This window comes from Pseudomonas sp. GW821-FHT02H06 (assembly GCF_059421525.1).
Window position 1 is genome coordinate 127588 of record NZ_JBWKVD010000005.1, and the last position, 23991, is coordinate 151578.

Genomic DNA, 23991 nt, shown 5'->3' on the forward strand with positions numbered 1-23991 from the left:
TCGCACTGCTATGGCTGCCTTCTTTTTTCTCCAATCGAAGCTAGAGTAATGGCCAATCAGTCCATCAGCGGGGCCATTCCCCGGGCAGTAAAGTGAATGATAAGTAGCAGCATGGAATGCGCGCAGTCCCTGCCACCCAGTGGCAAATCAGTATTGTTGGTTGTTGACGATTACCCGGAAAATCTGGTGACCATGTGCGCGGTACTGCAGCGCCAGGACCGGGAAATCATCACCGCCGCCTCAGGCATGGAAGCGTTGGGTATTTTGCTGGACCGAGATGTCGATCTGGTGCTGCTGGATGTGCAGATGCCGGACATGGATGGCTTCGAAGTTGCCCGCCTCATGCGTGGCAGTCTGCGAACGCGATTGACGCCGATCATCTTCCTCACCGCCAACGAACAATCCCGCGACTCGGTGCACAAGGGTTACGCCAGCGGCGCAGTCGATTACCTGTTCAAACCCTTCGATCCCAATATTCTCAGGCCCAAGGTTCAGGCGCTTCTGGAGCAGCAGCACAATCGGCGTGCCCTGCAGAAGCTGAGCCGCGAGCTGGAATCGGCGCGGGCGTTCAACGCCTCGGTGCTGGCCAACGTGGCCGAAGGCATCCTTGTCGTCACTGAAGACGGCGTCATCAGCTTCGCCAATCCGGCGATCTGCCGGTTGCTGGGCATGACCGACGGCGAGCTGCGCGGCACCGGGTTGTGCACTTACCTGCACGAGCCCAGCGTTGGCGAATGGGCAGATTCCGGCTTTTATCATCACTATCGCCGTGCCGATACCTATCGCGTCCATGACGCCGTGCTGCGAACGCCCGAGGGGCGTCAGGTCCCGGTCGCGTTGTCCTGCGCGCCGCTGCCCGCCGAGCAGCGCGCGATGGTGCTGAGCGTGCTCGACATGTCAGTGGTGCGTGACCTCTATCGTCAGCTCGAACATCAGGCCGTGACGGACTCCCTCACCGGGCTGCTCAACCGCCGCGGCTTTTATCAGACCGTCGAAGGGATGCTGTTGCGCAACGAGCATGCGGGCAAATACCTGGTCGTGTTGTACCTGGACCTCGACGGCTTCAAGGATGTGAATGATTCCCTGGGCCACGATGCGGGCGATCAGGTGTTGCAGTGGGTCGGCGCGCAATTGAAAGACTGCCTGCGTCCTTACGATGTGCTTGCGCGCATGGGCGGCGACGAGTTCGTGGTGGTCATCGACGGACTCGACTTCCCCGAACACGCTGCGAAGGTGGCCGAAAAGCTGATCGAGAGGGTGTCTGCCCGGCGCATGATTGACGGGGTCGAAGCCACACTCGGCGCGAGTATCGGCATCGCGGTCTACCCGGACTGCGGCACCAATCTGGATGGCCTACTGCGCGCGGCGGACATTGCGATGTACGAAGCCAAGCGCGCAGGGCGTCAGCAATACCGCTTCTTCGATCAGTACATGAATGGCCGTGCACGCTCCCGTCTGATGCTCGAAGAGAGCGTGCGCACGGCGATCGATGGCAAAGACTTTTCCATGGTCTACCAGCCGCAGGTCAACGTGGTCACCGGCAAGACGCGGGGTTTTGAAGCGCTACTGCGCTGGCATCATCCGGACGCGGGCGATGTGCCGTCAGGCGTGTTCATTCCGCTGCTGGAGGAGACGCGTCTGATCAACAAGCTCGGCGGCTGGATTTTCGAGCAGGGTGCGGCGCAGCGCCAACGCTGGAGCGACGTCTTCCCGGACGATCTGGTCATGAGCGTCAGCGTGAGCCCTGCGCAATTCAGCCTGCCGAATCTGGCGGCCGAGTTGCAGCGCGCGATGCAGATACACGGCCTGAAACCCCGGCAACTGGAAGTCGAGATCACCGAGCCGTCGCTGGTCCACAACCTGGTTCACAGCCGCAAGCAACTGCAGGATCTGCATGACATAGGCGTGCGTGTGTCGCTGGACGATTTCGGCGCAGGCGACAGCTCCCTTGCCCATCTGCGCAACCTCGATCTGGACACCTTGAAGCTCGACCGGCACTTCATTGGCGGCATGCTGGGATCGTCCCGGGATCTGGCCGTCGCGCGCAGCATCATTGACCTGTGTCGCATGCTCGATATCGAGGTGATTGCCGAAGGCGTCGAAACCTACGAGCAGTATGAGTGGCTGGTCGACAACGGTTGTCAGATCATTCAGGGCTTCCTGATTGCTCATCCGATGCCGCCATTGGAGGCAGAGCGTTTTGTCGAGCCGGTCGATCTGCCGGTCGCGTTGCAGCTGCTCGGGCAGGACTGACGCGGTAGACTCGCGTTTTTCCCGCGACCCGATCCGACCATGACTGTCACTACCCCCATGCCGCTCAAATACCTGCAGGCTTATCCCGAAGGCCTGCAGGATCAGGTTCGGCAGCTGATCTCGCAGGACCGGCTGACGGATTATCTGCAGCAGCGCTACCCGGATCGCCACGAAATCCAGAGCGACAAGGCGCTGTACGCCTACGCGCTGGCGCTCAAGCAGGAATACCTGCGCAACGCGCCGAACATCGACAAAGTGCTGTTCGACAACCGCCTGGACCTGACACACCGCGCGCTGGGCCTGCATACCACGGTGTCGCGGGTGCAGGGCGGCAAGCTTAAATCCAAGAAGGAAATCCGCGTGGCTGCGCTGTTCAAGGAGGCCGCGCCGCAGTTTCTGAAGATGATCGTGGTCCACGAACTGGCGCACTTCAAGGAGTCGGACCACAACAAGGCGTTCTATCAGTTGTGCGAACACATGCAGCCGGGCTATCACCAGCTGGAATTCGACCTGCGCATCTACCTGACCTGGCGGGACATGCAGACGGCCGTGCGCTGATCAGCCGCTAGCGCTTTTCAAGGAAGTTTTAATGGACGTCAGCAAGACCAAGAGCAGTTTCTACCGCCGCCTGTACGTGGCGTATCTGATCGACAGCGGCATCGCCAGCAGCGTACCGGCACTGACCGACGTCACCGGCATGCCCCGTCGCACGGCCCAGGACACCATCGCGGCGCTGGCTGATCTGGACATCGTCTGCGAATTCGAACAACTGGATGGCGGCCGCAATCATGCCGGCGGTTACCGGATTCATGACTGGGGCGCGATTGACCGCCGCTGGATCGAGGGCAATTTGCAGGCCATCAAGACGGTGCTCGGGTATCCGTGACGTCGTGTCAGGGGCGTTGATTCTAGAGCTTTTTCCGGCAAAGCCGGTCCTGCGAGGGACATCAGGGTCCCCGCGCCGGATCAGTCCAGATCGCGACGCATGCTGATGTGCGGGATGCCGTCCTCGACGTACACCTCGCCCACCGGATTAAAGCCGTAGCGGCTGTAGTAACCCTGCAAGTGCGCCTGGGCCGAGAGAAATATCGGCTGGTCCGGCCACTGCAGTTCGGCGTGTTTCAGCGCCTGAACCATCAATTCATGACCCATGCCCTTATTGCGCATCGATGGTGCAGTCACCACGCGGCCAATGGTCACGTCACCGTTCTGCTGAATCGGGTCCAGCAGGCGCAGGTAGGCGACCAGCTGATCATCCTGCCGAGCCATGAGATGGCAGGTATCGCCCAGCAAGTCCTGGCCATCGACGTCCAGATACCAGCATTTCTGCTCCACCACGAACACCTGCGCCCTCAGTTGCAGAATGGCGTACAGCTGCTCTTTTCCAAGGTCGGTATGGTGTTTGCAAATCCAGTTGATAGACATGACGCCGGCCTGCGAGAAGAAGTGGATGCCGGATACTAAACGCATATCGGCGCAAGCCCAAATTCGCGGCGAGCAGGGCTCGACACTGATTCAATCAACGGCGCGTCATTTTGTTGAACTGCAGCACAAACATAGCAGTGTTATGAGTTGTGCAATGCGCAAAATGCGTCTTCACTGAAGGCCAGTTGCCACAAGGAAGCTGAGCATGTCGCGTTTGCTGTGCGCCGCAGGGCTGTTGGGAATGATGCTGATAGCCCAAGGCGCGGCCGCGCAGACATTGCGTCTCGCCGGCGATGCGTGGGCGCCTTATGCCGACGTGTCATTGCTTCACGACGGGCTTTCCACTGATCTGATTCGCACGGCCCTGGGCCGCGCCGGTTATGACACCGAATACGAGCAGGTCCCCTGGGCGCGGGCAATTCACGGGCTGAGCGAAGGGCGGTATGACATAGTCATCAACGCCTGGTACAGCGAAGAACGCACGCGCATTGGGGTTTTCTCTGCGCCATACCTGATTAACCGCCTGCGTTTCCTGAAACGCAAAGACGCCGCCATCGACTTTCAGAGCCTGTCGCAGCTGCACGGCTATTCCATTGCCGTCGTGCGCGGCTACGCCTATTCGCCCGAATTCGACGCCGATGCCGAGCTGAAGAAGGTGCCGGTTGCGAATTTCTCGACCTCTGTCAGGATGCTCGCGGCGCGCAGGGTCGACTTGACGGTGGAAGACGAGTACGCGGCGCGCTTTGCCCTCAATCGCGAGCCGGCTGACGTACAGGCCAGCGTTGAATTTCTGCCCAAGTCACTGAGCGAAAACAGTCTGCACATGCTGGTCAGCATCAAACGGGCGGATCATCAGCAGATCGTTCTGGATTTCGACAAGGCCATCGCCGACATGAAAGCCGACGGCACGTACGACAAGCTCATCAAGCTGCACGGTCTGTGAGGTCGGGTTCTTTGACGGGATCTTTGATCAAGTGCGCTGCGAGGGTGCGCAACGGCCCCAACTGACGGCAGATCAGCGCGAGTTGGGTTTGCACCAGCCGTTGGCCTTCGTCGATTTCTTCCGGCATCTGTTCCAGGCTCGTCGCCAGCGCCTCCTCTGCGTCGCTTTGCACCGCAACAGGCTCACGCATCGCCAGGCTCTGGGCGATTTCATCGATGCTCGCGGCAAGGCTGGCCCCGGCGCCCTCAATCAGCTGCTCGCGCACTTCGGGCGGCAGCGGTGCGTCCCGATGGGCCCCCAGGCCCGACAGATAACTGAGCAGCGTGTGTGACAGCACCAGGAAGCGGAAACCCACGTCGGCCTCTTTGCGGAAATGCCCGGGCTCCATGAGCATGTTGGCCAGCGTGGTGGACAGCGCCGCGTCGGCGTTATGGGCGTTGCGTCGGGCCAGTCGATAGGCCAGATCGTCGCTCTTGCCGTTCGCGTATTGCTGCATGATCTGGCGCAGGTAAATGCTGTTGCACGACAGCGTGTTGGCCAGCACCTTGTTCAGTCGACGGCCTTGCCAGTCGGGCAGGAACAGGAACACCGCCAGGCCGGCGATCAGGCTGCCCAGCAGCGTGTCCAGCAGGCGCGGCAGGAACACGCCGTAACCGTCGCCGACCTGATTGAAGCAGAACAGGATCATCACCGTGATTGCCGCCGTCGACAGCGTGTAGCGCGTGGTGCGGTTGACGAAGAACACCACGCCGGCCAGCACCGCGCACATCGATTGCAGGACCGGCGTGGTGATCAGGTCGAACAGAATCCAGCCCGCCGTCAGGCCAATGGCGGTGCCGATGATGCGCTGCCCGAGTTTGCGCCGCGTGGCGCCGTAGCTTGGCTGGCAGACAAACACCGTGGTGAGGATAATCCAGTAACCCTGGGACGGGTGAATCAGGTGAACCATGATGTAGCCGATGACCAGCGCCAATGGCAGGCGCAGGGCGTGACGGAACAACAGCGAGGTCGGCGTCAGTTGCAGCCGCAGCCGCGTCCAGACGTCCTTGAGGTTGCGCGGCGAGCGGTCCAGCAGGCTGCTGTCGGTGGCGTCCGCCAGGGCGTCGGGGTTGCTCGCATCGCTGAGCAGCCGGTCAAGGGTGCCGAGGTTATTGGCCAGCGCCCGCAGCGAACGCAGCAGCCCGCGCCACGCCGGATTGCTCTGAATGCGCAGGTGTTCTAGGGAGGCGCGCAGATCATTGAGCGCGTGGGCGAAGCTGTCGTCATAGATGAACGGCTGGCGCAGCTGGATCGACGCCGACAGGTCACGGCAGGCGCGACCTTGCTGGCGCAGCAGGCGCTGGCAGCGAAACAATACATCGCTGTGGAAAAACGCCTCGGCCAGGGAGTTGTAGGGATAGTGCGACGAACTGGCACGTTCGTGGATGTCCTGGGCCAGAAAATACAGCTTCAGGTAGCGACTGACCTTCGAGCCGGGGCGGCCACTGCCCACACGGTTGAGGATGATTTCCTTGGTCACGTTGAGCGCACCGACGACCTTGCCGTTCTGCTTGGCAAGCTCTAGGCGCTTGGCTTCGATATCCAGGGTGCGAATCGGCTCGAACAGCTCTGATTTGAGCTTCAGGTACAGGCCCAGCTCGCGAAACAGTCGGGCCAGGGCCTGCTGCACCGGCTGATTGGAAAACAGCATCTGCCACAGCACCGACAGCAGGCCGTACCACGCCGCGCCTGCGACCAGCAGCATGGGTTCGTGCCAGAAATCGGTGACTTCGCCGCCGCGCTGATCGACGCCGATCATGGTGTAGACCGACAGAATCAACGTCGCGTAGGCAATGGCGCCGTAGCGCTCGCCCAGCGCGCCGAGCATCGTCAGGCAGAACGCCGCGAAGGCAAACGCGCAGATGAACACCACGGGGTAGGGGAACAGCAGCTCCACGGACAGCGCTGCGATGCTGAAGCACACCAGCGTCACGGCCAGCGCATTGAGCCGGCCCTGCCAGCTGTCATCGGTTTCCGACAGGGCGCTGGCGATAATCCCAAGGAACAGCGGGATCAACTGAGACATCTCGTTCTGGTACCAGCACAGCGCCATGCTGCCGGTCAGCGCGATGAAAACCCGCACGCTGTAGGAAAACTTGTCCAGCGCCCAGAGACGGCGGAATGTATTGCGCAACGATGTCGATGCCATGAACGCTGACGGCCTTGTTCGCGATTGATTTTGCTCAGGGATATGTACAGCGCCGGATGCGCGCTGTACATCCGGTTAGCAAAATTTATTCCGGGGCGGATGCCAATACCTCAAAACGCACCTTGACCCCAAGGGTGCCTCTCTCATTTGCAACACGCCCTTGTAGGAGCAATCGGAGGTAACGACGGTCGCGAAGGCGCAAGGTCACGCACTGAATGTGTATTGCCTGACCCGGCCTCTTCGCGACCGTCGTAAACTCCGATTGCTCCTACAGAGATCGCGTGCGTCTGTGACGTTGTAGGCTTGCTCGCAACGACTGCTCAGACGAACTGCGCCGCCGCGTACGCCGAGGCCCAGGCCCACTGGAAGTTGAAGCCGCCCAGATGCCCGCTGACATCCAGCACCTCACCGACAAAATACAGCCCCGGTGATTTCAGGGATTCCATGGTCTTCGACGACACCTCGCGGGTGTCGATGCCGCCTAGTGTCACTTCCGCGGTGCGATACCCTTCGGTGCCCGCCGGTACCACTTGCCAGCTCGCCAGTCTGGTGGCGATGTCGGCCAGTTCAGCGTGGGTGTACTGCTTCATCGGCTTGGACACAAACCATTGCTCGGCAATCAGGTTGGCCATTTTCTTGGTGAAAATCTCGCCGAGCAGCGTCTTCAGTTCGCTGTTCGGGCGTTCGGCCTGTTGCTCGGTCAGCCAGTTGTGGGCGTCGTGGTCGGGCATCAGATTGATTTCGACCGTGTCGCCCGGCTGCCAGAGGGACGAGATCTGCAGAATCGCCGGCCCGCTCAAGCCACGGTGGGTGAATAGGATGTTCTCGCGAAAGCTGACGTCGTTGCAGCTCACCAGGCAATCGACCGACGTGCCGGTCAGCTCGGTGCACAGCTCTTTCAATTGATCGGTGATGGTGAACGGCACCAGGCCCGCCCGGGTAGGCAATAGCGTGTGGCCGAACTGCTTGCCGACCTGATAACCGAAACCGGTAGCGCCCAGCGTCGGAATCGACAACCCGCCTGTGGCGATCACCAGCGACTCGCAGCGGAGCTCGCCCAGGGTGGTTTTCAGCTGGTAACCGCTGTCGGTTTTCTCGATGCTCTGCACCGAGGTGTCCATGTGCAGGCTCACGCCAGCGGTGTCGCATTCAGCGAGCAGCAGATCGAGGATGTCGCTGGACTTGTTGTCGCAGAACAGTTGGCCGAGTTTCTTTTCGTGGTACGGCACGCCGTGCTTGCCCACCAGCTCGATGAAATCCCACTGGGTGTAGCGGGCCAGCGCCGATTTGCAGAAATGCGGATTCTGCGAGAGGAAGTTGGCGGGCTCGGTGTACATGTTGGTGAAGTTGCAGCGACCGCCGCCCGACATGAGGATTTTCTTGCCCGGCTTGTTGGCGTGGTCGATCAGCATGACCTTGCGCCCGCGCTGGGCCGCCGTGAATGCACACATCAAACCTGCGGCGCCGGCGCCGATGATCACAACGTCAGTAACGGGCAAAGCGGTGTCCTCGGAATATCGGGAAGAAGATCGTGGAATCTGTCAGCGATCAATGTTGATTCTGCTGACGCTTTCGCGAGCAAGGTGGCGATGCGGTATTGCGGGTGTTTACAAGATCCGCACGCGCAACGATTTGCCCTTGATCTTGCCGTTGTTCAAACGTTCCAGCGCCTGCTTGGCCATGCTGCGTTCCACGGCGACGTAGGCCTGGAAATCAAAGATCGCGATCTTGCCCACCTGAGAGCCGGGAATGCCGGCTTCGCCGGTCAGCGCGCCCAGAATGTCGCCGGGGCGCAGTTTGTCTTTGCGGCCGGAACCGATGCACAGCGTGGTCATCGGTGGCAGCAGCTTGCCGCCTTCCTTGCGCTCCAGCTGGTCGTATTGCTGCCAGTTGAGCGGCGCTTTCTGCAGTTCTTCAACGGCGCGGGCGCGCTGGCTTTCGCCGGGCGCGACGAGGCTGACGGCGATGCCGGTCTCACCCGCACGACCGGTACGGCCGACGCGGTGAATGTGGATTTCCGAATCCCGCGCCAGTTCGACGTTGAGCACCATGTCCAGGCCATCGATGTCCAGACCGCGCGCAGCGACGTCAGTGGCCACCAGCACCGAGGTGCTGCGGTTGGCGAACATCGCCAGCACCTGGTCGCGGTCACGCTGTTCCAGATCGCCATGCAGGCCGACGGCAGACATGCCCTTGGCGGTCAGGTGATCGACTACTTCCTGAACCTGCTGCTTGGTGAAACAGAACGCCACGCAGGACTGCGGACGGAAATGATCGAGCACGCGGACCACTGCTTCGAGGCGTTGCTCCGGCGCGATTTCATAGAAGATCTGCTCGATCTGGCTGTCGGCGTGGAGCGCTTCGACCTTGACGGTCTGCGGATCGCGCATGAATTTCGAGGACAGCTGCTTGATGCCGACCGGGTACGTGGCCGAGAACAGCAGGGTCTGGCGACGCTTGGGCGTCTGCTCGATGATGTCGGCGATGGCGTCGTAGAAACCCATGTCGAGCATGCGGTCGGCTTCGTCCAGCACCAGCGTGTTCAGGCCGTCCAGCACCAGCGAACCCTTGCGCAGATGCTGCTGAATGCGACCCGGTGTGCCAACGATGACGTGCGCGCCGTGCTCCAGCGAGCCGATCTGCGGGCCGAAAGACACGCCGCCGCAGAGGGTCAGGACCTTGATGTTGTCTTCGGAACGCGCCAGACGACGGATTTCCTTGGCCACCTGATCGGCCAGCTCACGGGTGGGGCAGAGCACCAACGCCTGGCAGCCGAAGTAGCGCGGATTGATCGGATTGAGCAGGCCGATGCCGAATGCAGCGGTCTTGCCGGAGCCCGTCTTGGCCTGCGCAATCAGGTCCATCCCCTTGACGATCACCGGCAGGCTCTGCGCCTGAATCGGCGTCATCTCGGCATAACCAAGGGACTCCAGGTTAGCCAGCATGGCGGCGGAAAGGGGCAGTGAGTTAAAAGCGGTGTTAGTCACGGGACGGGCCTGCAAAACAAAATGTCGCGCAGTGTATCAGGTCGCGACCCCTGCCTTGGGGCCGCGCGCGATAAATGGTGAGTGGGTCACGCCTCGATCTCGGGCTCCGGTTGCGGTTTGCGGGCCGGTGCTTCGGGTGCCATGCGCGGCGATAGCTGCAGGAAGATCGACGCCGCCAGCATCGCCAGCACGCCGACGCACAGGAAGGTCAGCTGAAACGCGCCGAGCACGTCGCTGACTTCACCCGTCGCCACGTCGTCGCTGAATCCGCCCAGCAAGGCGGCCGCACAGGCGACGCCAAGACTCAGGGACAACTGCGCGACCACCGACAGCAAACTGTTGCCGCTGGCGGCACTGGCGTCATCGAGGTCGATCAGCGTCACCGCGTTCATCGCCGAGAACTGCAGCGAGTTGACCCCGCCCAAAAACGCCAGATGAATGAGCAGTAGCCAGTACGGCGTGTTGGCCGTGACCAGTGCCATGCTCGCCAGCAGAATACCCAACAGCAGCGTGTTACCGGTCAGCACGATGCGATAACCCAGCCGCTCAATGGCCTTGGTTGCCAGCGGTTTGGCGAACATCGCCGCGAGGGCCAGGGGAATCATGCTCATGCCGGCGTGTGACGGTGAGTAACCCAACGCGACTTGCAGCATCAACGGCAGCAGAAAGGGCAGGGCGCCGCTGCCCAGGCGCGCGAACAGATTGCCCATGATGCCTACCGCAAAGCTGCGGGTCTTGAACAACTGAGCGGAGAACAGTGGCGCTTCCACATGACTGGCGCGCAACCAGTACGCGGCGAGACAGGCCATGCCGCCGAACAGCAGCATCACCACCCGCAAGTGCGGCAAGTGCAGTTCGCCCAAGCCTTCCAGCGCGATCGTGATCAGCACCATCGACGCGCCGAACAGGCCGAACCCCACCAGATCAAACCGCGTGCGTCCGCCGCCCTGAAGATCGGGGATGAATTTGCGCACGGCAAAACACCCGAGAATTCCCACCGGAAGGTTGATCAGGAAGATCCAGTGCCAGCTCAGGTATTCCACCAGCCAGCCGCCGACCGTCGGGCCCATCAGCGGGCCGAGCAGGGCGGGCATGGTGATGAAGCTCAACGTGCGCACCAGCTCGGTTCGGGGGTAGGCGCGCAGCACAATGAGCCGGCCGACCGGCATCATCAACGCACCGCCGAGGCCCTGAATCACCCGCGCGCCCACCAGCATGCCGACGGAGTTGGATACCGCGCACAGCAACGAGCCGAAGCTGAACAGCAGGATGGCGCTGAAGAAGATGCGCTTGATGCCGAAGCGGTCTGAAATCCAGCCCGACGCGGGGATCAGCAGGGCGATGGTCAGCATGTAGGCGATGATCACCGACTGCATGCGCAATGGGTCTTCGGACAGCGAGCGCGCCATGGATGGCAGTGCGGTGTTGAGGATCGTGCCGTCCAGGCTTTGCATGAAAAAAGCAATGGCGATGACCCATGGCATCCAGCGCAGGGTGCGGGCGTCCAGCTGCGGTGTTGAGGTCGGCATGTGGATCGAGGGTCCTTATGGTTGCGGGAAACGGGCCAATTAATTATCGGATGTAACTGCTGGGAGCACGGCCCCAGTAGAAGCTCTCACTGCTGAAGCACGGTCCTTGTGGGAGTGAGCTTGCTCACGAAGACGCCCTGACAACCGCCCCATCTCTGCAGCCTGATTGCCAGCATTCGCGAGCAAGCTCGCTCCCACACACAGAGCTCAGTGGCTGCCCGCCAGCAGCCAGACAGCCCGATGCATTACAGCGTCAGCGTCAACCCACTCAGCAGCGCACCCGGCAGCAGATTCGAGGCGGTCTGGCGCTGACTGTAGGTGCTCGTCGACAGCAGGAGTTCCCTTTCTGTGGTCAGTTGCTCCAGTGCGGTGCCCAGCAGGCTGAAGATGCTGTCGTCGAAACGCATGGTATTGACCGGCGCCTTGATCTGCCCGTCCTCGACCCAGAACGTGGCAAAGCGCGTCATCCCCGTGATGCGCCCGGCGGTGCGGTCCGAGAAATTCAAATACCACAGGTTGCTGATGTACAGGCCCGTGCCCAGCGCTTCCAACACCTCATCCAGCGCCAGCGAACCGCCTTCCATGCTCAGCGCACTCGGCGACTCGCCCCAGCCTGCGCCATTGGCGACAAGGCCGTATTCGGCGGCGCTGCGCGAGTCGATCATGCGATCCCGGGCGACGCCTTCGGCCACCAGCGACAGGTCCATGCGCGGATAACCCTCGCCGGAAAACGCAGGGGACAACGAGCCGCTGACCTGCTCGTTCACACTCACCAGCGGACTCAGCGTGGCGTGACCGTCGTACAGCCGCTGCAAGGGACTGGTCTTGTCCGCCAGCGACTGCGCGGAGAATCCACCCCAGCACAGCATTCCGATGACTTCTTCCAGTGCGGCGGGCGCCAGATAGGCACGGTATTTCCCGGGCGCGAGGGCGTGTGCGGGGTGGCCAAGAAACGTCAGTTGCTCACGGGCCAGCGCAAAGCGCCGTGCAAAGCCCTTGTCAGTCCAGGTGTGGCCGGCGTAATTGGCTTTCACTGCCTGGCCGTTCTCGTGGAACAGGCTCCAGTCGAAATTGAAGCTGTTGGCCTGATGCCAGCCCAGCGCACCGCTGGAACTGGCGAAACCGCGATAGATCGGCCCGGCGGCGTAAATACCGACCAGATCCAGCCCTTCGCCCAGTTGCGCGATCTGCTCGACCACATGGGCGCTGTCCGGCAACGGCGTTCCCTGCACGTTGCTGCTCTGCCAGGCCTCTTCGTTCAGTTGCAGATAAGGGTCTTCCGGCAACAGCGTCAGGGTCTCGCGCAACTGAAGCAGCGCCTCGCTCAGGCGCTGTCGATCGACCTCGGCATCGCCCGACAGCGTCAGGCTCAGGTTGGCGTGACGGCCTGCGGCGATCAGCTTAAAGGTCACGCTGGCCTGCTGCACATGGCCGGCCTGACGCACTTTGGCGTGATTGAAACGAATGAAGTCCGACGCTTCGGCGTCGTAGCTCAAGGTGTAACGCTCGTCTGCCGTGACCGCGCCGTGCAGCCATTCAGCCAGGGCCTTGAATTGCGCTTGATGGGACATCATGCGTCACCTCCGAAAACATCAACGCTGGCGAACACGCAAGCGGGCGAGGCGTGCCCTACGCGGATCACTTGATTGGGCTCGCCTTTGCCGCAGTTGGGCGTGCCGAGGACCTTGAAGGTGCTGGCGTCGCCGACCGCGCTGAGGTTGCGCCAGAACTGGGCGGAGATCGCGCGGTAGTTCGGGTTTTTCACCACGCCCTTGATCTCGCCGTTCTCGATCAACTGCCCCCATTCGCAGCCGAACTGGAATTTGTTGCGCGCATCGTCGATCGACCACGAGCGGTTGGTGCTCATCAAAATGCCGTGCTCGATGCCGCCAATGAGCTGCGCCATCGACTGGTCGCCCGGCTCGATATTCAGGTTGGCCATGCGGTCGATGGGTGCGCGGTTCCAGCTCGACGCGCGGCTATTGGCGACGCCTTCCATGCCGCTGCGGTATTGCGACAGCGCGCCGCCCAGAGGCCTCACCAATACGCCGTCCTTGATCAGGAATTGCTTGCTCGCCGGTGTGCCGTCGTCATCAAAGCCGTAGCTCGCCAGTTGCTCGGGGATTTCAGGATCGAAGGTCACGTTGAGCAGCCTTGAGCCGTATTGCAGCGTGCCGAAGTCACTGGCTTTGACGAAGCTGGTGCCGGCGTAATTGCGCTCATCGCCGAGGATGCGGTCCAGCTCCAGCGGGTGACCGATGGATTCGTGGATTTGCAGGGTCATCTGGTCGGGCGTCAGCAACAGATCGCGCGGGCCGGAGGGCGTGTTTGGCGCCATGACCAGTTGCAGCGCCTGATCGGCGACGTTGACCGCCGCACCGATGATCCCGCACGAAGCGATGATTTCCGCGCCGCCTTGCTGGCCGAAGTTCTCGCGACCCAGGCTGCGGGTCTGGCTGTCCTGCCCGTCGTAGGCCGTGACGGTCAGCCCGGGGAAGACGAAGCGCTGGGCCTGACGGATCTCGGCGCCGGCGTTGTTCAGGTAGATCTGCTCGACGTTCTCAAGGCCCAGGCTTACCTGCCAGTTGACAAGACGCTCGTCCCTGGGCACCGACGCCGATTCAGCGTTGAGCAGGGCATAGCAATCGCTGAGCGATGGAAACGCGCTTTGCAGGTTGGGCGAGAGGTAATCGGCGCGGGCAGTGGCGACAGCATGGTCGCCCAGGTCGAGCAGCGAATGCGGGGCCAGTTGTCGCGCTTGAGTCTCTGCTTGTTCCAGCGCCGATTGAAGGCCGCGCTGGGAGATGTCGTTGGTGGCCGCATAGGCTTCGACGCCATTGATGCGCACGGTCAGCATCGCGCCTTCGTCGATGCTCAATTGCGGCGGCTCGGCGACGTTCTTGCGCACCGACAGATGCTGACTGGTCTGTTTGACGTAACGCAGGGAGAAAAACGGGGCGCTGCTCTGCAGGGCGGCGAACCGCTGTTTGAGCTGAGCGGAGAAGTCGAACATGCAGGAAGGCTCCTTGGCGATTCGGACAGGCAACGGCCCGAATCATAGCGCGGATGATCACTGCAGCGGGGAGGGATGGCGGTGGAGGCACGTCGGCGCCGGAGATGTATCTAGTGAGATAGGGACTGGTGGGAGCGAGCTTGCTCGCGAAGAGGCAAGAACATCCGCTAAATTTGCGGCGGTAATAATGCCTTCTTCGCGAGCAAGCTCGCTCACACATGGTCCGGGTGTGCTGCACGATTGCACAGCATCCCGAAGGATCTCCAAGAGCGCTGGCGGTGGTTACTGCGTCAACGGGCCCACTTCGCGCATCGGCTTGCCACGCACGGGCGCATTGCCTGCGACGTAGTAATCGGCGGTGCTACGCGGCAGTGGGGCACGGCCGCGGATCTTGTCGGCAATTTTCTCGGCCATCATGATCGTCGGCGCGTTGAGGTTGCCGGTGGTGATCAGCGGCATGATCGACGCATCTACCACACGCAGCCCTTCCATCCCGTGCACACGGCCCTGACCGTCAACGACCGCCATTTCATCGGTGCCCATCTTGCACGAGCAGGACGGGTGATACGCCGTCTCGGCGTGCTCACGGATAAACGTGTCCAGTTGCTCGTCGCTCTGCACGTCGATGCCCGGGCTGATTTCGCGGCCACGGTATTGGTCCAGCGCCGGCTGCTGCATGATCTCGCGGGTCAGGCGAATGCCGTCGCGGAATTCCTGCCAGTCCTGCTCGGACGCCATGTAGTTGAAAAGAATGCTCGGGTACTCGCGGGGATTCTTCGATTTCAACTGCACGCGGCCTCGGCTTGGCGAGCGCATCGAACCCACGTGCGCCTGGAAACCATGCTCTTTCACGCCCTTGCTGCCGTTGTAGTTAATCGCGACCGGCAGGAAGTGGTACTGAATGTTCGGCCACTCGAATTCCTCGCGCGAACGAATGAAACCGCCTGCTTCGAACTGGTTGCTGGCGCCGATCCCTTTACCGAGGAACATCCACTCGGCGCCGATGGCCGGCTGGTTCCACCACAGCAGCGACGGGTACAGCGAGACCGGCTCTTTGCAGGCGTACTGCAAATACATCTCGAGGTGGTCTTGCAGGTTCTCGCCAACGCCCGGCAGATCATGAACGACCGGAATGTCGAGCTTCTTCAGCAGCGCGGCGGGGCCGACGCCGGAACGCTGCAGGATCTGCGGCGAAGCGATGGCGCCGCCACACAGCAGGACTTCCTTGCGAGCACGCGCTTCGATGCGGGTGTCGCTGTCGCCAACCAGGTAGGCCACGCCGACGGCGCGCTTGTTGTCGAACAGAATCCGGTCTGTCAGCGCGTGAGTGACGATGGTCAGGGTCGAGCGCTTCTTCGCTTCGTCCAGATAGCCACGGGCGGTGCTGGCGCGACGGCCGAACGGCGTGACGGTACGGTCCATCGGGCCGAAACCTTCCTGCTGATAACCGTTGAGGTCGTCGGTGCGCGGATAACCGGCTTGCACGCCCGCTTCCACCATTGCGGCGAACAGCGGGTTATTGCCGGCTTTAGGCGTGGTCACGCTGACCGGGCCTTCGCCGCCGTGGTAGTCGTTCGGGCCGATATCGCGGGTTTCTGCCTTGCGGAAGTACGGCAGGCAATCAAGGTAGGACCAGTCTTCCAGGCCCGGGTTTTTCGCCCAGCCGTCGTAGTCCATGGCGTTGCCGCGGATGTAGCACATGCCGTTGATCAGCGACGAGCCACCCAGGCCCTTGCCGCGACCGCATTCCATGCGGCGGTTGTTCATGTGCGGCTCTGGCTCGGTCTCGTAGGCCCAGTTGTAGCGACGGCCTTGCAACGGAAACGCGAGGGCGGCTGGCATCTGCGTGCGGAAATCAGCGCGATAGTCCGGGCCGCCTGCTTCAAGCAACAGCACGGTGACGCCTGCGTCTTCGGTGAGACGGGCTGCCAGGGTGTTACCGGCCGAGCCGGCGCCGATGATGATGTAATCGAATTCCTGGGACATTTGAAATGCTCCCTCTTGAAAGTAGTCGGAGGTGCGCAAGTCCTGTAGGAGTGAGCTTGCTCGCGATGAGGTCATAGCCCCAATGTTGCTGGCGGCTGACACTCAGCAATCGCGAGCAAGCTCGCTCCTACAGTGAAATGCGTGTTGCCGGTGCGGCTTTACAGGATCAGAACACCGACGCGTAATCGCCCAGCTCGACCTGCACAGACTTGATGCGGGTGTACTGCGCCAGCGAGCTGATACCGTTCTCGCGGCCCACGCCTGACTGCTTGTAGCCACCGACCGGCATCTTCGCGTCGGACTCGCCCCAAGCGTTGATCCAGCAGATACCGGCTTCCAGTTGATGGATCACGCGATGCGCGCGGTTCAGGTCCTTGGTCACGATGCCGGCGGCCAGACCCATTTCAGTGTCGTTGGCGCGGCGGATCACTTCTTCTTCGCTGTCGTAGCTGAGGATGCTCATGACCGGGCCGAAGATTTCCTCTTTGACGATGGTCATCTCATCGGTGCAATCGGTGAACACGGTCGGGGCAACGAACGCTCCATTGGCCAGCTCGCCCTCGGTCAGACGGTCGCCGCCGATCAGCAGGCGGGCGCCTTCTTCCTTGCCCTTGTTGATGTAGCCGAGCACGTTTTCCATGTGCGCGAAGCTCACCAGCGGGCCGAAGTTGGTGTTGTCGTCTTGCGGGTTGCCGACGCGGATGCGTTTGACGCGCTCAAGGATTTTCGCTTCGAACGCTGCCTTCAGCGCGCTCGGTACGAACACGCGAGTGCCGTTGGTGCAGACCTGACCCGAGCTGTAGAAGTTGGCCATCATCGCGATGTCGGCGGCGCGGTCCAGATCGGCGTCGTCGAAAATGATCAGCGGGGACTTGCCGCCCAGCTCCATGGTCACTTCCTTGAGCGACGAGCTCGACGCGCTGGCCATGACTTTCTTGCCAGTTTGTACGCCGCCGGTGAACGAGATCTTCTCGATGCGCGGGTGCTCGGTCAGCCAGCTGCCGACGTCGCTGCCAGCACCGGTAAGTACGTTGAACACGCCGTCCGGCACACCGGCTTCGGTGTAGATTTCGGCCAGCTTCAGCGTGGTCAGCGAGGTGACTTCGCTTGGCTTGAAGATCATTGCGTTGCCGGCGGCCAGTGCAGGGGCGGACTTCCACAGGGCGATCTGGATCGGGTAGTTCCACGCGCCGATGCCGACGGTGACGCCCAGCGGCTCGCGGCGGGTGTAGACAAACGAGGTGTCACGCAGCGGAATCTGCTCGCCTTCGATGGCGGGCACCAGGCCGGCGTAGTACTCCAGCACGTCGGCGCCGGTGACGATGTCGACGTATTTGGTTTCGGAGATCGCTTTGCCGGTGTCCAGGGTTTCCAGTTCGGCCAGCTCATCGTTGCGTTCACGCAGGATGTCGACGGCACGACGCAGGATGCGCGAGCGCTCCATGGCGGTCATGGCGGCCCAGATTTTCTGGCCTTTTTCAGCGCTGACGACCGCGCGCTCAACGTCTTCTTTGGTGGCGCGCTGGACCTGGGCCAGGACTTCGCCATTGGCCGGGTTGATGGCTTCGAAGGTCGCGTTGCTGCTGGCGTCCACGTAGCCGCCGTCAATGTAGAGTTTTTGCAATTCGAAACGGGCCATAAAATCCTCGCAGTAATCTGGGTGGGTGACGACCGAGTGCGCCATGCGCTGCCTTGGTCGTGGTGCCGGCTGCTTCAGCTCGGCGCTTTTGCCAGTTGAAAGTCCATGTACTCGTAGGCAATCCGTTGCGCTTGTTCGGTGTCGAAGGCGTCGCCCGAAAGCGCGCCGCGCAGCCATAGGCCGTCGATCAAGGCCGCCAGCCCCCGGGCTGCGCTGCGTGCTTCATCCAACGGCAATGCGCGACGGAACTGGCAGCAGAGGTTGGAATAAAGACGGTGGTCGTTGATTCGCTGCAGCCTGTGCAGCGAGGGCGAATGCATGCTGGTTGCCCAGAAGGCGAGCCAGGTTTTCATTGCCGGACCGTTGACCTGACTGGAATCGAAGTTGCCCTCGATGATGACTTTCAGGTGAGCCCGCGGGCTGTCGTCGTTCAATGCCCGGCGCCGCTCGGCGACGCTGGCGATCAGCGCATTCATCAAGTGGCGCATCGTCGCTGCGATCAGGCCGTTCTTGTCCTGAAAGTAGTGACTGATGATGCCGTTGGAGACCCCTGCCAGTTTGGCGATCAGCGCAATGCTGGCATCGCCCATCCCGACCTGATCGACCGCCGTCAGGGTGGCCTGGATCAACTGCTGACGCCGAATGGGTTGCATACCGACCTTGGGCATCTGTGGGGCTCCTTGATGTGCCGGGTGATCGTGGGTGGCTGGAAACGGCGTCCACTGTAAAGCTTTTTAATTGAACGTTCAATCAACAAAAAACGAGGGGCGCAGAAAAGCAGCTACAAGCGCCAAGCCTCAAGCCGCAAGAATCAAGGTTTGGCGGCCCTTCTCTTGCAGCTTGTAGCTCGCAGCTTAAAGCTGACCTTCAGCCATGATTCTTGCCCAGCAACGCGTGGTACAGCTCGCTGTCGCCGAGGATGCCGACCAGCTGGTTGTTTTCCTGCAGCACCAGTTTGTTGCCGGTGTGATAGCGGATCTGCAGGGCGTCACGCATACCGATGTCGGAGTGGACGACGGTCGGTTTGCGGCCGAGTGCATCCACCGACTGACCCGGCTCCCAGCTTTGCAGATCAAGGGCAGCGCCATGCTGGTGGGCGCCGGTGATGGCGTTGCCGTCGGACAGATCAATCCATGTGTCGTCGCTCGGGTCCAGGCAGACCTGAGAACCGTTGATGCGCGTGCACTGGGTGATCGGGCGCATCAGGCTGCGACCGCACAGCACGTTGAGCGGGTTGGTGTGGGCGACAAACGTACGGACGTATTCGTCGGCAGGGTTGAGCACGATCTCTTCCGGCACGCTGTACTGAATGATCCGGCCGTCCTTCATGATCGCGATGCGGGTGCCGAGCTTGAGCGCTTCGTCCAGGTCGTGGCTCACGAAGACGATGGTCTTGTTCAGCTTTTTCTGCAGCGCCAGCAGTTCATCCTGCAGGCCCTGACGGATCAGCGGATCGAGTGCCGAAAACGGCTCGTCCATCAGCAGAATATCGGCGTCCATCGCCAGTGCCCGGGCCAGACCGACACGCTGTTGCATGCCGCCCGACAGCTCGTCCGGCTTCTTGTTGCGCCATTGGGTCAGGCCGACCAGCTCCAGTTTTTCGTCCACCAGCGCGCGCCGCTCTTTCTCGGGGCGGCCCTGCATTTCCAGACCGAAACTGATGTTCTCGCGCACCGTCAGCCACGGCATCAGGGCGAACTTCTGGAACACCATCGCAATGCGTTTGGTGCGCATCATCTTCAGCTCGGCGGGGGTGCAGGCGGCGATGTTGATCTGCTTGCCTTCGTGCTCGACGAACAGCGAGCCGCGGCTGACCGTGTTCAAGCCGTTGATGCACCGCAGCAAGCTGGATTTGCCCGAGCCGGAGAGGCCCATCAGCACGCAGATCTCGCCTTTGTTGATCTCCAGCGTGGCCTTTTCAACGCCGACGATCTGGCCGGTTTTCTTGAGGATTTCAGCCCGCGTAAGGCCCTGGTCCAATAGCTTGAGTGCCTCACGCGGGTCTTTGGAGAAGACGACGTCAACCTGATCGAATTTGATGATGCTCATGCGTCGGTCCTCACTTTGGCGTCCGGTTGTTTGCAGATCCGGTCGAGCATGATCGCCAGCAATACGATCGCCAGGCCCGCTTCGAAGCCCAGTGCGATATCAGCAGTGTTCAGTGCGTTGACCACAGGTTTGCCCAAGCCATCCGCACCCACCAGCGCGGCGATTACCACCATCGACAGCGACAGCATGATGCACTGGGTGATGCCGGCCGCGATGCTCGGCATGGCGTGGGGCAGTTCGATACGGGAGAGCAGTTGACGGCGCGAGCAGCCGAAGGCTTTGCCGGCGTCGAGGAGTTCTTGCGGGACATCACAGATGCCCAGGTAGGTCAGGCGGATCGGCGCAGCGATCGCGAACACCACCGTCGAAATCAGGCCCGGTACTACCCCGAGGCCGAACAGGGTCAGGGTCGGGATCAGGTAAACGAACGTAGGCACCGTCTGCATCAGGTCGAGGACGGGGCGCATGCAGGTGTAGAACATCGGCTTGTGCGCGGCAATGATGCCCAGCGGCACACCGATCACTACGCAGACCGCCGTGGCGAACAGCACCTGGGCCAGGGTCTCCATGGTTTCCTGCCAGTACCCCAGGTTGAGGATCAGCAGAAAGGAAATGATCACAAATACGGTCAGGCCCCATTTGCGCTGAATGAAGTGGGCGAGCAGGGCAACCAGGCCGATCAGCACGAAGGGGTTGAACCAGGTCAGCCCGCCGGTCAGGCCGTGAATCATGGTTTCCAGTGACGAAGCGATGGCGTCGAAGGTGCTGGCGCCGTGCTGCGTCAGCCATTCGACGAAGCCGGCGATGTACTCGCCCAGAGGGATTTTATGATCAGTCAGCATGATGTCGGTTGTCCGCGTGCGGGATGAAAAGAGGACAACAGGCGGGCGTACCCGCCTGCCTGTCGAGTTACTTCGTCAGCTCGGCTTTTGCGGCTTCCAGGCCAGGTTTTCCGTCCACGGTGGTGACACCCGCCAGCCAGGTGTCGAGTACTTGAGGGTTGGTTTTCAGCCACGCCTTGGCGGCCGCTTCAGGCTTCATCTTGTCGTCGAGGATGTTGCCCATCAGCGCGCTTTCCATCGGCAGCGTGAAAGACAGGTTCTTCAACAGTTGACCGACGTTGCTGCACTCGGTGGTGTAGCCCTTGCGCACGTTGGTGTAGACGGTGGCTTTGCCGAAGTCGGGGCCGAAGAAGTCATCGCCGCCGGTGAGGTATTTGATTTTGAAGCGGGTGTTCATCGGGTGCGGTTCCCAGCCGAGGAACACCACGTCGGTGTTGCGACGCGAAGCGCGATCCACCTGGGACAACATGCCCGCTTCGCTCGACTCGACGACCTTGAAGCCTGCGTCTTTCAGGCCGAAGGCGTTCTTGTCGATCATGCTCTGGATCAGGCGGTTGCCGTCGTTGCCCGGCTCGATGCCGTAGATTTTGCCGTCGAGTTCTTTCTTGAATTTGACGATGTCGGCGAAGTCGTGAAGCCCCTTGTCGTACAGCGCTTGAGGAACAGCGAGGGTGTACTTGGCGTTCTCGAGGTTGGCGCGGATGGTCTCGACGGTGCCGGCGTCGCGGTAGGCCTTGATGTCGTTTTCCATGGTCGGCATCCAGTTGCCGAGGAAGATATCCATGTTCTTGCCATCGGCCAGCGACTTGTAGGTCACGGGCACGGAAATCATCGTGGTTTTGGTTTTGTAGCCCAACGACTGCAGCACGACGCTGGTGACGGCGGTGGTCGCCGTGATGTCGGTCCAGCCCACATCGGAAAAATTGACCATCTGGCAAGCGGCAGGCTCTGCGGCCTGGGCCAGGATCGGAAGACTCAGCGCAACGCCCAGCAACAGCCTTTGTGAACCTTTCATGTTGGACTCCTTTGGTGTTTTCTTCTCGGCATCAACCGCAGCTGATGCGTTTTCTGGTGTCGGCGAGTCAAGTTGGGAAAACCGCTCCATCACTGCGTCTGGCGATTGAGTCGACAACGATCATGTAACAGGGAAAAACAAACGCCTACAGGGGGCGTCGTATCCAGTACACAGGGCGTCGTATCCAGTATCAGTGACGTCGCTTACAGGTTTTTTCCCTGCTCGCCGAATGATTCCCGGGACAAAAGCAGAGTGACGATACGGCAAAAAGTGCCGGAATCGGCAGCCGATCGTGTTCATGTACCGGTTAAAGCAGACGCGACGTTGGTGGGCATGGGTGAGTCGGTGTGAGACGCCGCCCTGCAAAACAAAAGGCTGATGATGCCGCCATCTCGATGGATCGCTACGTGAGCGTAGCAGCTCCATCGCCGGCCGCGTGGCGCGCCGGGAGCCCTGTTTTCGGAGGTTTGCGGTCAATGGCAATCAGCGTGTTCGACCTGTTCAAGATCGGTATCGGCCCTTCCAGTTCCCACACCGTCGGCCCCATGCGCGCTGCCGCATTGTTCGTTCAGGGCCTGCGCGAACGCGATCAGCTGGAGCAGGTGAACCGCGTTGAAGTGCGGCTGTATGGCTCGCTGTCGGCGACCGGCGTCGGCCATGGCAGCGACAGCGCGGTGATCATGGGCCTGATGGGCGAATGGCCCGATGCGATCGATCCGTCGCTGATCGGCCAGCGCATCGCCGAACTGCGTGAAACCGACACCTTGAAGCTCAACGGCGATCACCCGATTTCTTTCGTCTGGCAGCGCGACATGTTGCTCATCGACGAAAACCTGCCGTTCCATCCCAATGCCATGACGCTGGTTGCTTTCAATGAGCATGGTGAGTTTTATCGCGACACTTATTACTCAGTGGGCGGCGGTTTTGTCGTCGATGAAGCCCAGGCCGCCAGTGGCGTGCTTGATCGCGACGAAACCGTGCTGCCCTATGATTTCTCCAGTGCGGACGAACTGCTGACGCTCTGCGAAACCCACGGCTTGCGGGTGTCGCAACTGATGATGGAAAACGAGAAAGTCTGGCGCAGCGAAGATGAAATCCGCGCCGGGCTCATGCACTTGTGGCGGGCCATGCAGGCGTGTGTCGAATTGGGCTTGAAGCACGAGGGTATTTTGCCGGGCGGCCTGAACGTGCGTCGTCGTGCGGCGCGTCTGCACCGCAGCCTTCTGGAGCTGAACAAGCCGAACGTGATTGGCTCGACGCTGAGCGCGATGGAGTGGGTCAACCTGTTCGCGCTGGCCGTCAACGAAGAAAACGCCGCCGGAGGGCGCATGGTCACGGCGCCCACCAACGGCGCGGCGGGGATCATTCCGGCGGTGCTGCATTACTTCGTCAAATTCAGCGACGAAGTGAGCGAAGCCAACGTGGTCGACTATCTGCTGGGCGCCGCGGCCATCGGCATTCTGTGCAAAAAGAACGCATCGATCTCCGGCGCCGAAGTCGGCTGTCAGGGCGAGGTCGGTTCCGCCTGCGCCATGGCGGCCGCCGGCCTGGCGGACATCCTGGGTGCCACCCCGGAGCAGCTGTGCAACGCAGCTGAAATCGGTCTGGAACACAACCTAGGCCTGACCTGTGATCCGGTGGGCGGACTGGTTCAGGTGCCATGCATCGAGCGCAACGCCATCGCTGCGGTGAAAGCCATCAACGCTGCGCAAATGGCCCTGCGTGGCGACGGCCAGCACTTTATTTCGCTGGACCGGGTCATTCGCACCATGCGCGACACCGGCGCCGACATGCACGACAAATACAAAGAGACGTCCCGCGGCGGGCTGGCGGTCAGCGCCGTCGAATGTTGAGTCGATAACGCCCGCTGCCGGGATAGAAGCAGTTGCATCCGTAGGTGGCTGCTCGCTTTTCGCTCACACCGCACTGAGCCCGCTACGTTTTGGCGCGCGCTTCCCCTTGAGCTGGCGCGATGCCATCTGAATCCGTGACCCATGGCTACCCGCCGACCACCCCGTGCGTCGGGTGACACTCCCGGACTGCCTGCCGATTCGATGGTTCACACAAGTGCTACGGAATTGCTCATCCCGCCCGCCGCGCCTGCGGCTCAGCGCCCATCGGG

The 23991-nt window shown here is 61.5% G+C and carries 18 protein-coding genes; 5 read left to right on the forward strand and 13 right to left on the reverse strand.

The window, feature by feature from the left end; all coding sequences use genetic code 11:
• Positions 1-96: 96 nt before the first annotated feature.
• Genes AC07VF_RS10680 through AC07VF_RS10690 form a run of 3 tightly spaced genes read left to right on the forward strand, consistent with a single transcriptional unit; the run spans position 97 to position 3139 of the window.
• Positions 97-2253: a putative bifunctional diguanylate cyclase/phosphodiesterase gene (locus tag AC07VF_RS10680; protein ID WP_192171165.1), complete on the forward strand. Its 2157-nt coding sequence runs from the start codon at positions 97-99 to the stop codon at positions 2251-2253.
• A 39-nt stretch (positions 2254-2292) separates the two neighbouring features.
• Entirely contained in the window at positions 2293-2811 is a 519-nt protein-coding gene (locus AC07VF_RS10685) for a YgjP-like metallopeptidase domain-containing protein (RefSeq protein ID WP_495008563.1), read from the forward strand.
• A gap of 31 nt (positions 2812-2842) precedes the next feature.
• Positions 2843-3139, forward strand: coding sequence for a winged helix-turn-helix domain-containing protein (locus AC07VF_RS10690; RefSeq protein WP_192171163.1), 297 nt, complete (start codon positions 2843-2845; stop codon positions 3137-3139).
• A gap of 80 nt (positions 3140-3219) precedes the next feature.
• Here AC07VF_RS10690 and AC07VF_RS10695 read toward each other — a convergent pair whose 3' ends face one another.
• Entirely contained in the window at positions 3220-3678 is a 459-nt protein-coding gene (locus AC07VF_RS10695; protein WP_495008562.1) for a GNAT family N-acetyltransferase, read from the reverse strand.
• Between the two features lie 205 nt (positions 3679-3883).
• Here AC07VF_RS10695 and AC07VF_RS10700 point away from each other — a divergent pair, with 205 nt between their 5' ends.
• On the forward strand, positions 3884-4621 hold the full coding sequence (locus AC07VF_RS10700) for a substrate-binding periplasmic protein (RefSeq protein ID WP_495008561.1): 738 nt from the start codon (positions 3884-3886) through the stop codon (positions 4619-4621).
• On the opposite strand, the gene yccS is transcribed toward AC07VF_RS10700, so the two are convergent.
• The 12 genes from yccS to AC07VF_RS10760 all read right to left on the reverse strand — a co-directional run bounded on the left by yccS (position 4602) and on the right by AC07VF_RS10760 (position 21869).
• The gene (gene yccS, locus AC07VF_RS10705; protein WP_192171161.1) at positions 4602-6809 is read right to left on the reverse strand and encodes a YccS family putative transporter; all 2208 of its coding nucleotides are present in this window, start codon (positions 6807-6809) and stop codon (positions 4602-4604) included. The genes AC07VF_RS10700 and yccS overlap by 20 nt on opposite strands.
• Before the next feature lie 320 nt (positions 6810-7129).
• Complete coding sequence (locus AC07VF_RS10710) at positions 7130-8308, reverse strand: BaiN/RdsA family NAD(P)/FAD-dependent oxidoreductase (RefSeq protein WP_192171160.1); 1179 nt, start codon at positions 8306-8308, stop codon at positions 7130-7132.
• A gap of 108 nt (positions 8309-8416) precedes the next feature.
• Positions 8417-9796: an ATP-dependent RNA helicase DbpA gene (gene dbpA / locus AC07VF_RS10715; protein ID WP_495008560.1), complete on the reverse strand. Its 1380-nt coding sequence runs from the start codon at positions 9794-9796 to the stop codon at positions 8417-8419.
• An 86-nt stretch (positions 9797-9882) separates the two neighbouring features.
• The gene (gene mdtD / locus AC07VF_RS10720; RefSeq protein ID WP_192171158.1) at positions 9883-11325 is read right to left on the reverse strand and encodes a multidrug transporter subunit MdtD; all 1443 of its coding nucleotides are present in this window, start codon (positions 11323-11325) and stop codon (positions 9883-9885) included.
• Positions 11326-11570: 245 nt separating this feature from the next.
• Complete coding sequence (locus tag AC07VF_RS10725; protein WP_495008615.1) at positions 11571-12896, reverse strand: TldD/PmbA family protein; 1326 nt, start codon at positions 12894-12896, stop codon at positions 11571-11573.
• Positions 12896-14338 (reverse strand): TldD/PmbA family protein, encoded by a 1443-nt coding sequence (locus AC07VF_RS10730; RefSeq protein ID WP_495008559.1) that lies wholly within the window; start codon positions 14336-14338, stop codon positions 12896-12898. The genes AC07VF_RS10725 and AC07VF_RS10730 overlap by 1 nt, the downstream gene beginning before the upstream one ends.
• 282 nt (positions 14339-14620) lie before the next feature.
• Positions 14621-16324 carry a choline dehydrogenase gene (betA, locus tag AC07VF_RS10735; RefSeq protein ID WP_495008558.1) on the reverse strand — a complete coding sequence of 568 codons (1704 nt, stop codon included), beginning with the start codon at positions 16322-16324 and terminating at the stop codon, positions 14621-14623.
• 166 nt (positions 16325-16490) lie between these two features.
• Positions 16491-17963 carry a betaine-aldehyde dehydrogenase gene (betB, locus tag AC07VF_RS10740; RefSeq protein WP_192171155.1) on the reverse strand — a complete coding sequence of 491 codons (1473 nt, stop codon included), beginning with the start codon at positions 17961-17963 and terminating at the stop codon, positions 16491-16493.
• Between the two features lie 74 nt (positions 17964-18037).
• On the reverse strand, positions 18038-18631 hold the full coding sequence (gene betI / locus AC07VF_RS10745; protein ID WP_122533875.1) for a transcriptional regulator BetI: 594 nt from the start codon (positions 18629-18631) through the stop codon (positions 18038-18040).
• Positions 18632-18830: 199 nt separating this feature from the next.
• A complete protein-coding gene (gene choV, locus AC07VF_RS10750; protein ID WP_282371702.1) occupies positions 18831-20012 on the reverse strand; it encodes a choline ABC transporter ATP-binding protein in 1182 nt (393 codons plus the stop codon).
• Entirely contained in the window at positions 20009-20857 is an 849-nt protein-coding gene (gene choW / locus AC07VF_RS10755; RefSeq protein ID WP_495008614.1) for a choline ABC transporter permease subunit, read from the reverse strand. The genes choV and choW overlap by 4 nt, the downstream gene beginning before the upstream one ends.
• Before the next feature lie 64 nt (positions 20858-20921).
• Entirely contained in the window at positions 20922-21869 is a 948-nt protein-coding gene (locus AC07VF_RS10760; RefSeq protein ID WP_495008557.1) for a choline ABC transporter substrate-binding protein, read from the reverse strand.
• A gap of 476 nt (positions 21870-22345) precedes the next feature.
• Between AC07VF_RS10760 and AC07VF_RS10765 the strand changes: the two genes are divergently transcribed.
• Positions 22346-23722 (forward strand): L-serine ammonia-lyase, encoded by a 1377-nt coding sequence (locus AC07VF_RS10765; protein WP_495008556.1) that lies wholly within the window; start codon positions 22346-22348, stop codon positions 23720-23722.
• The last annotated feature ends 269 nt before the right edge of the window (positions 23723-23991 follow it).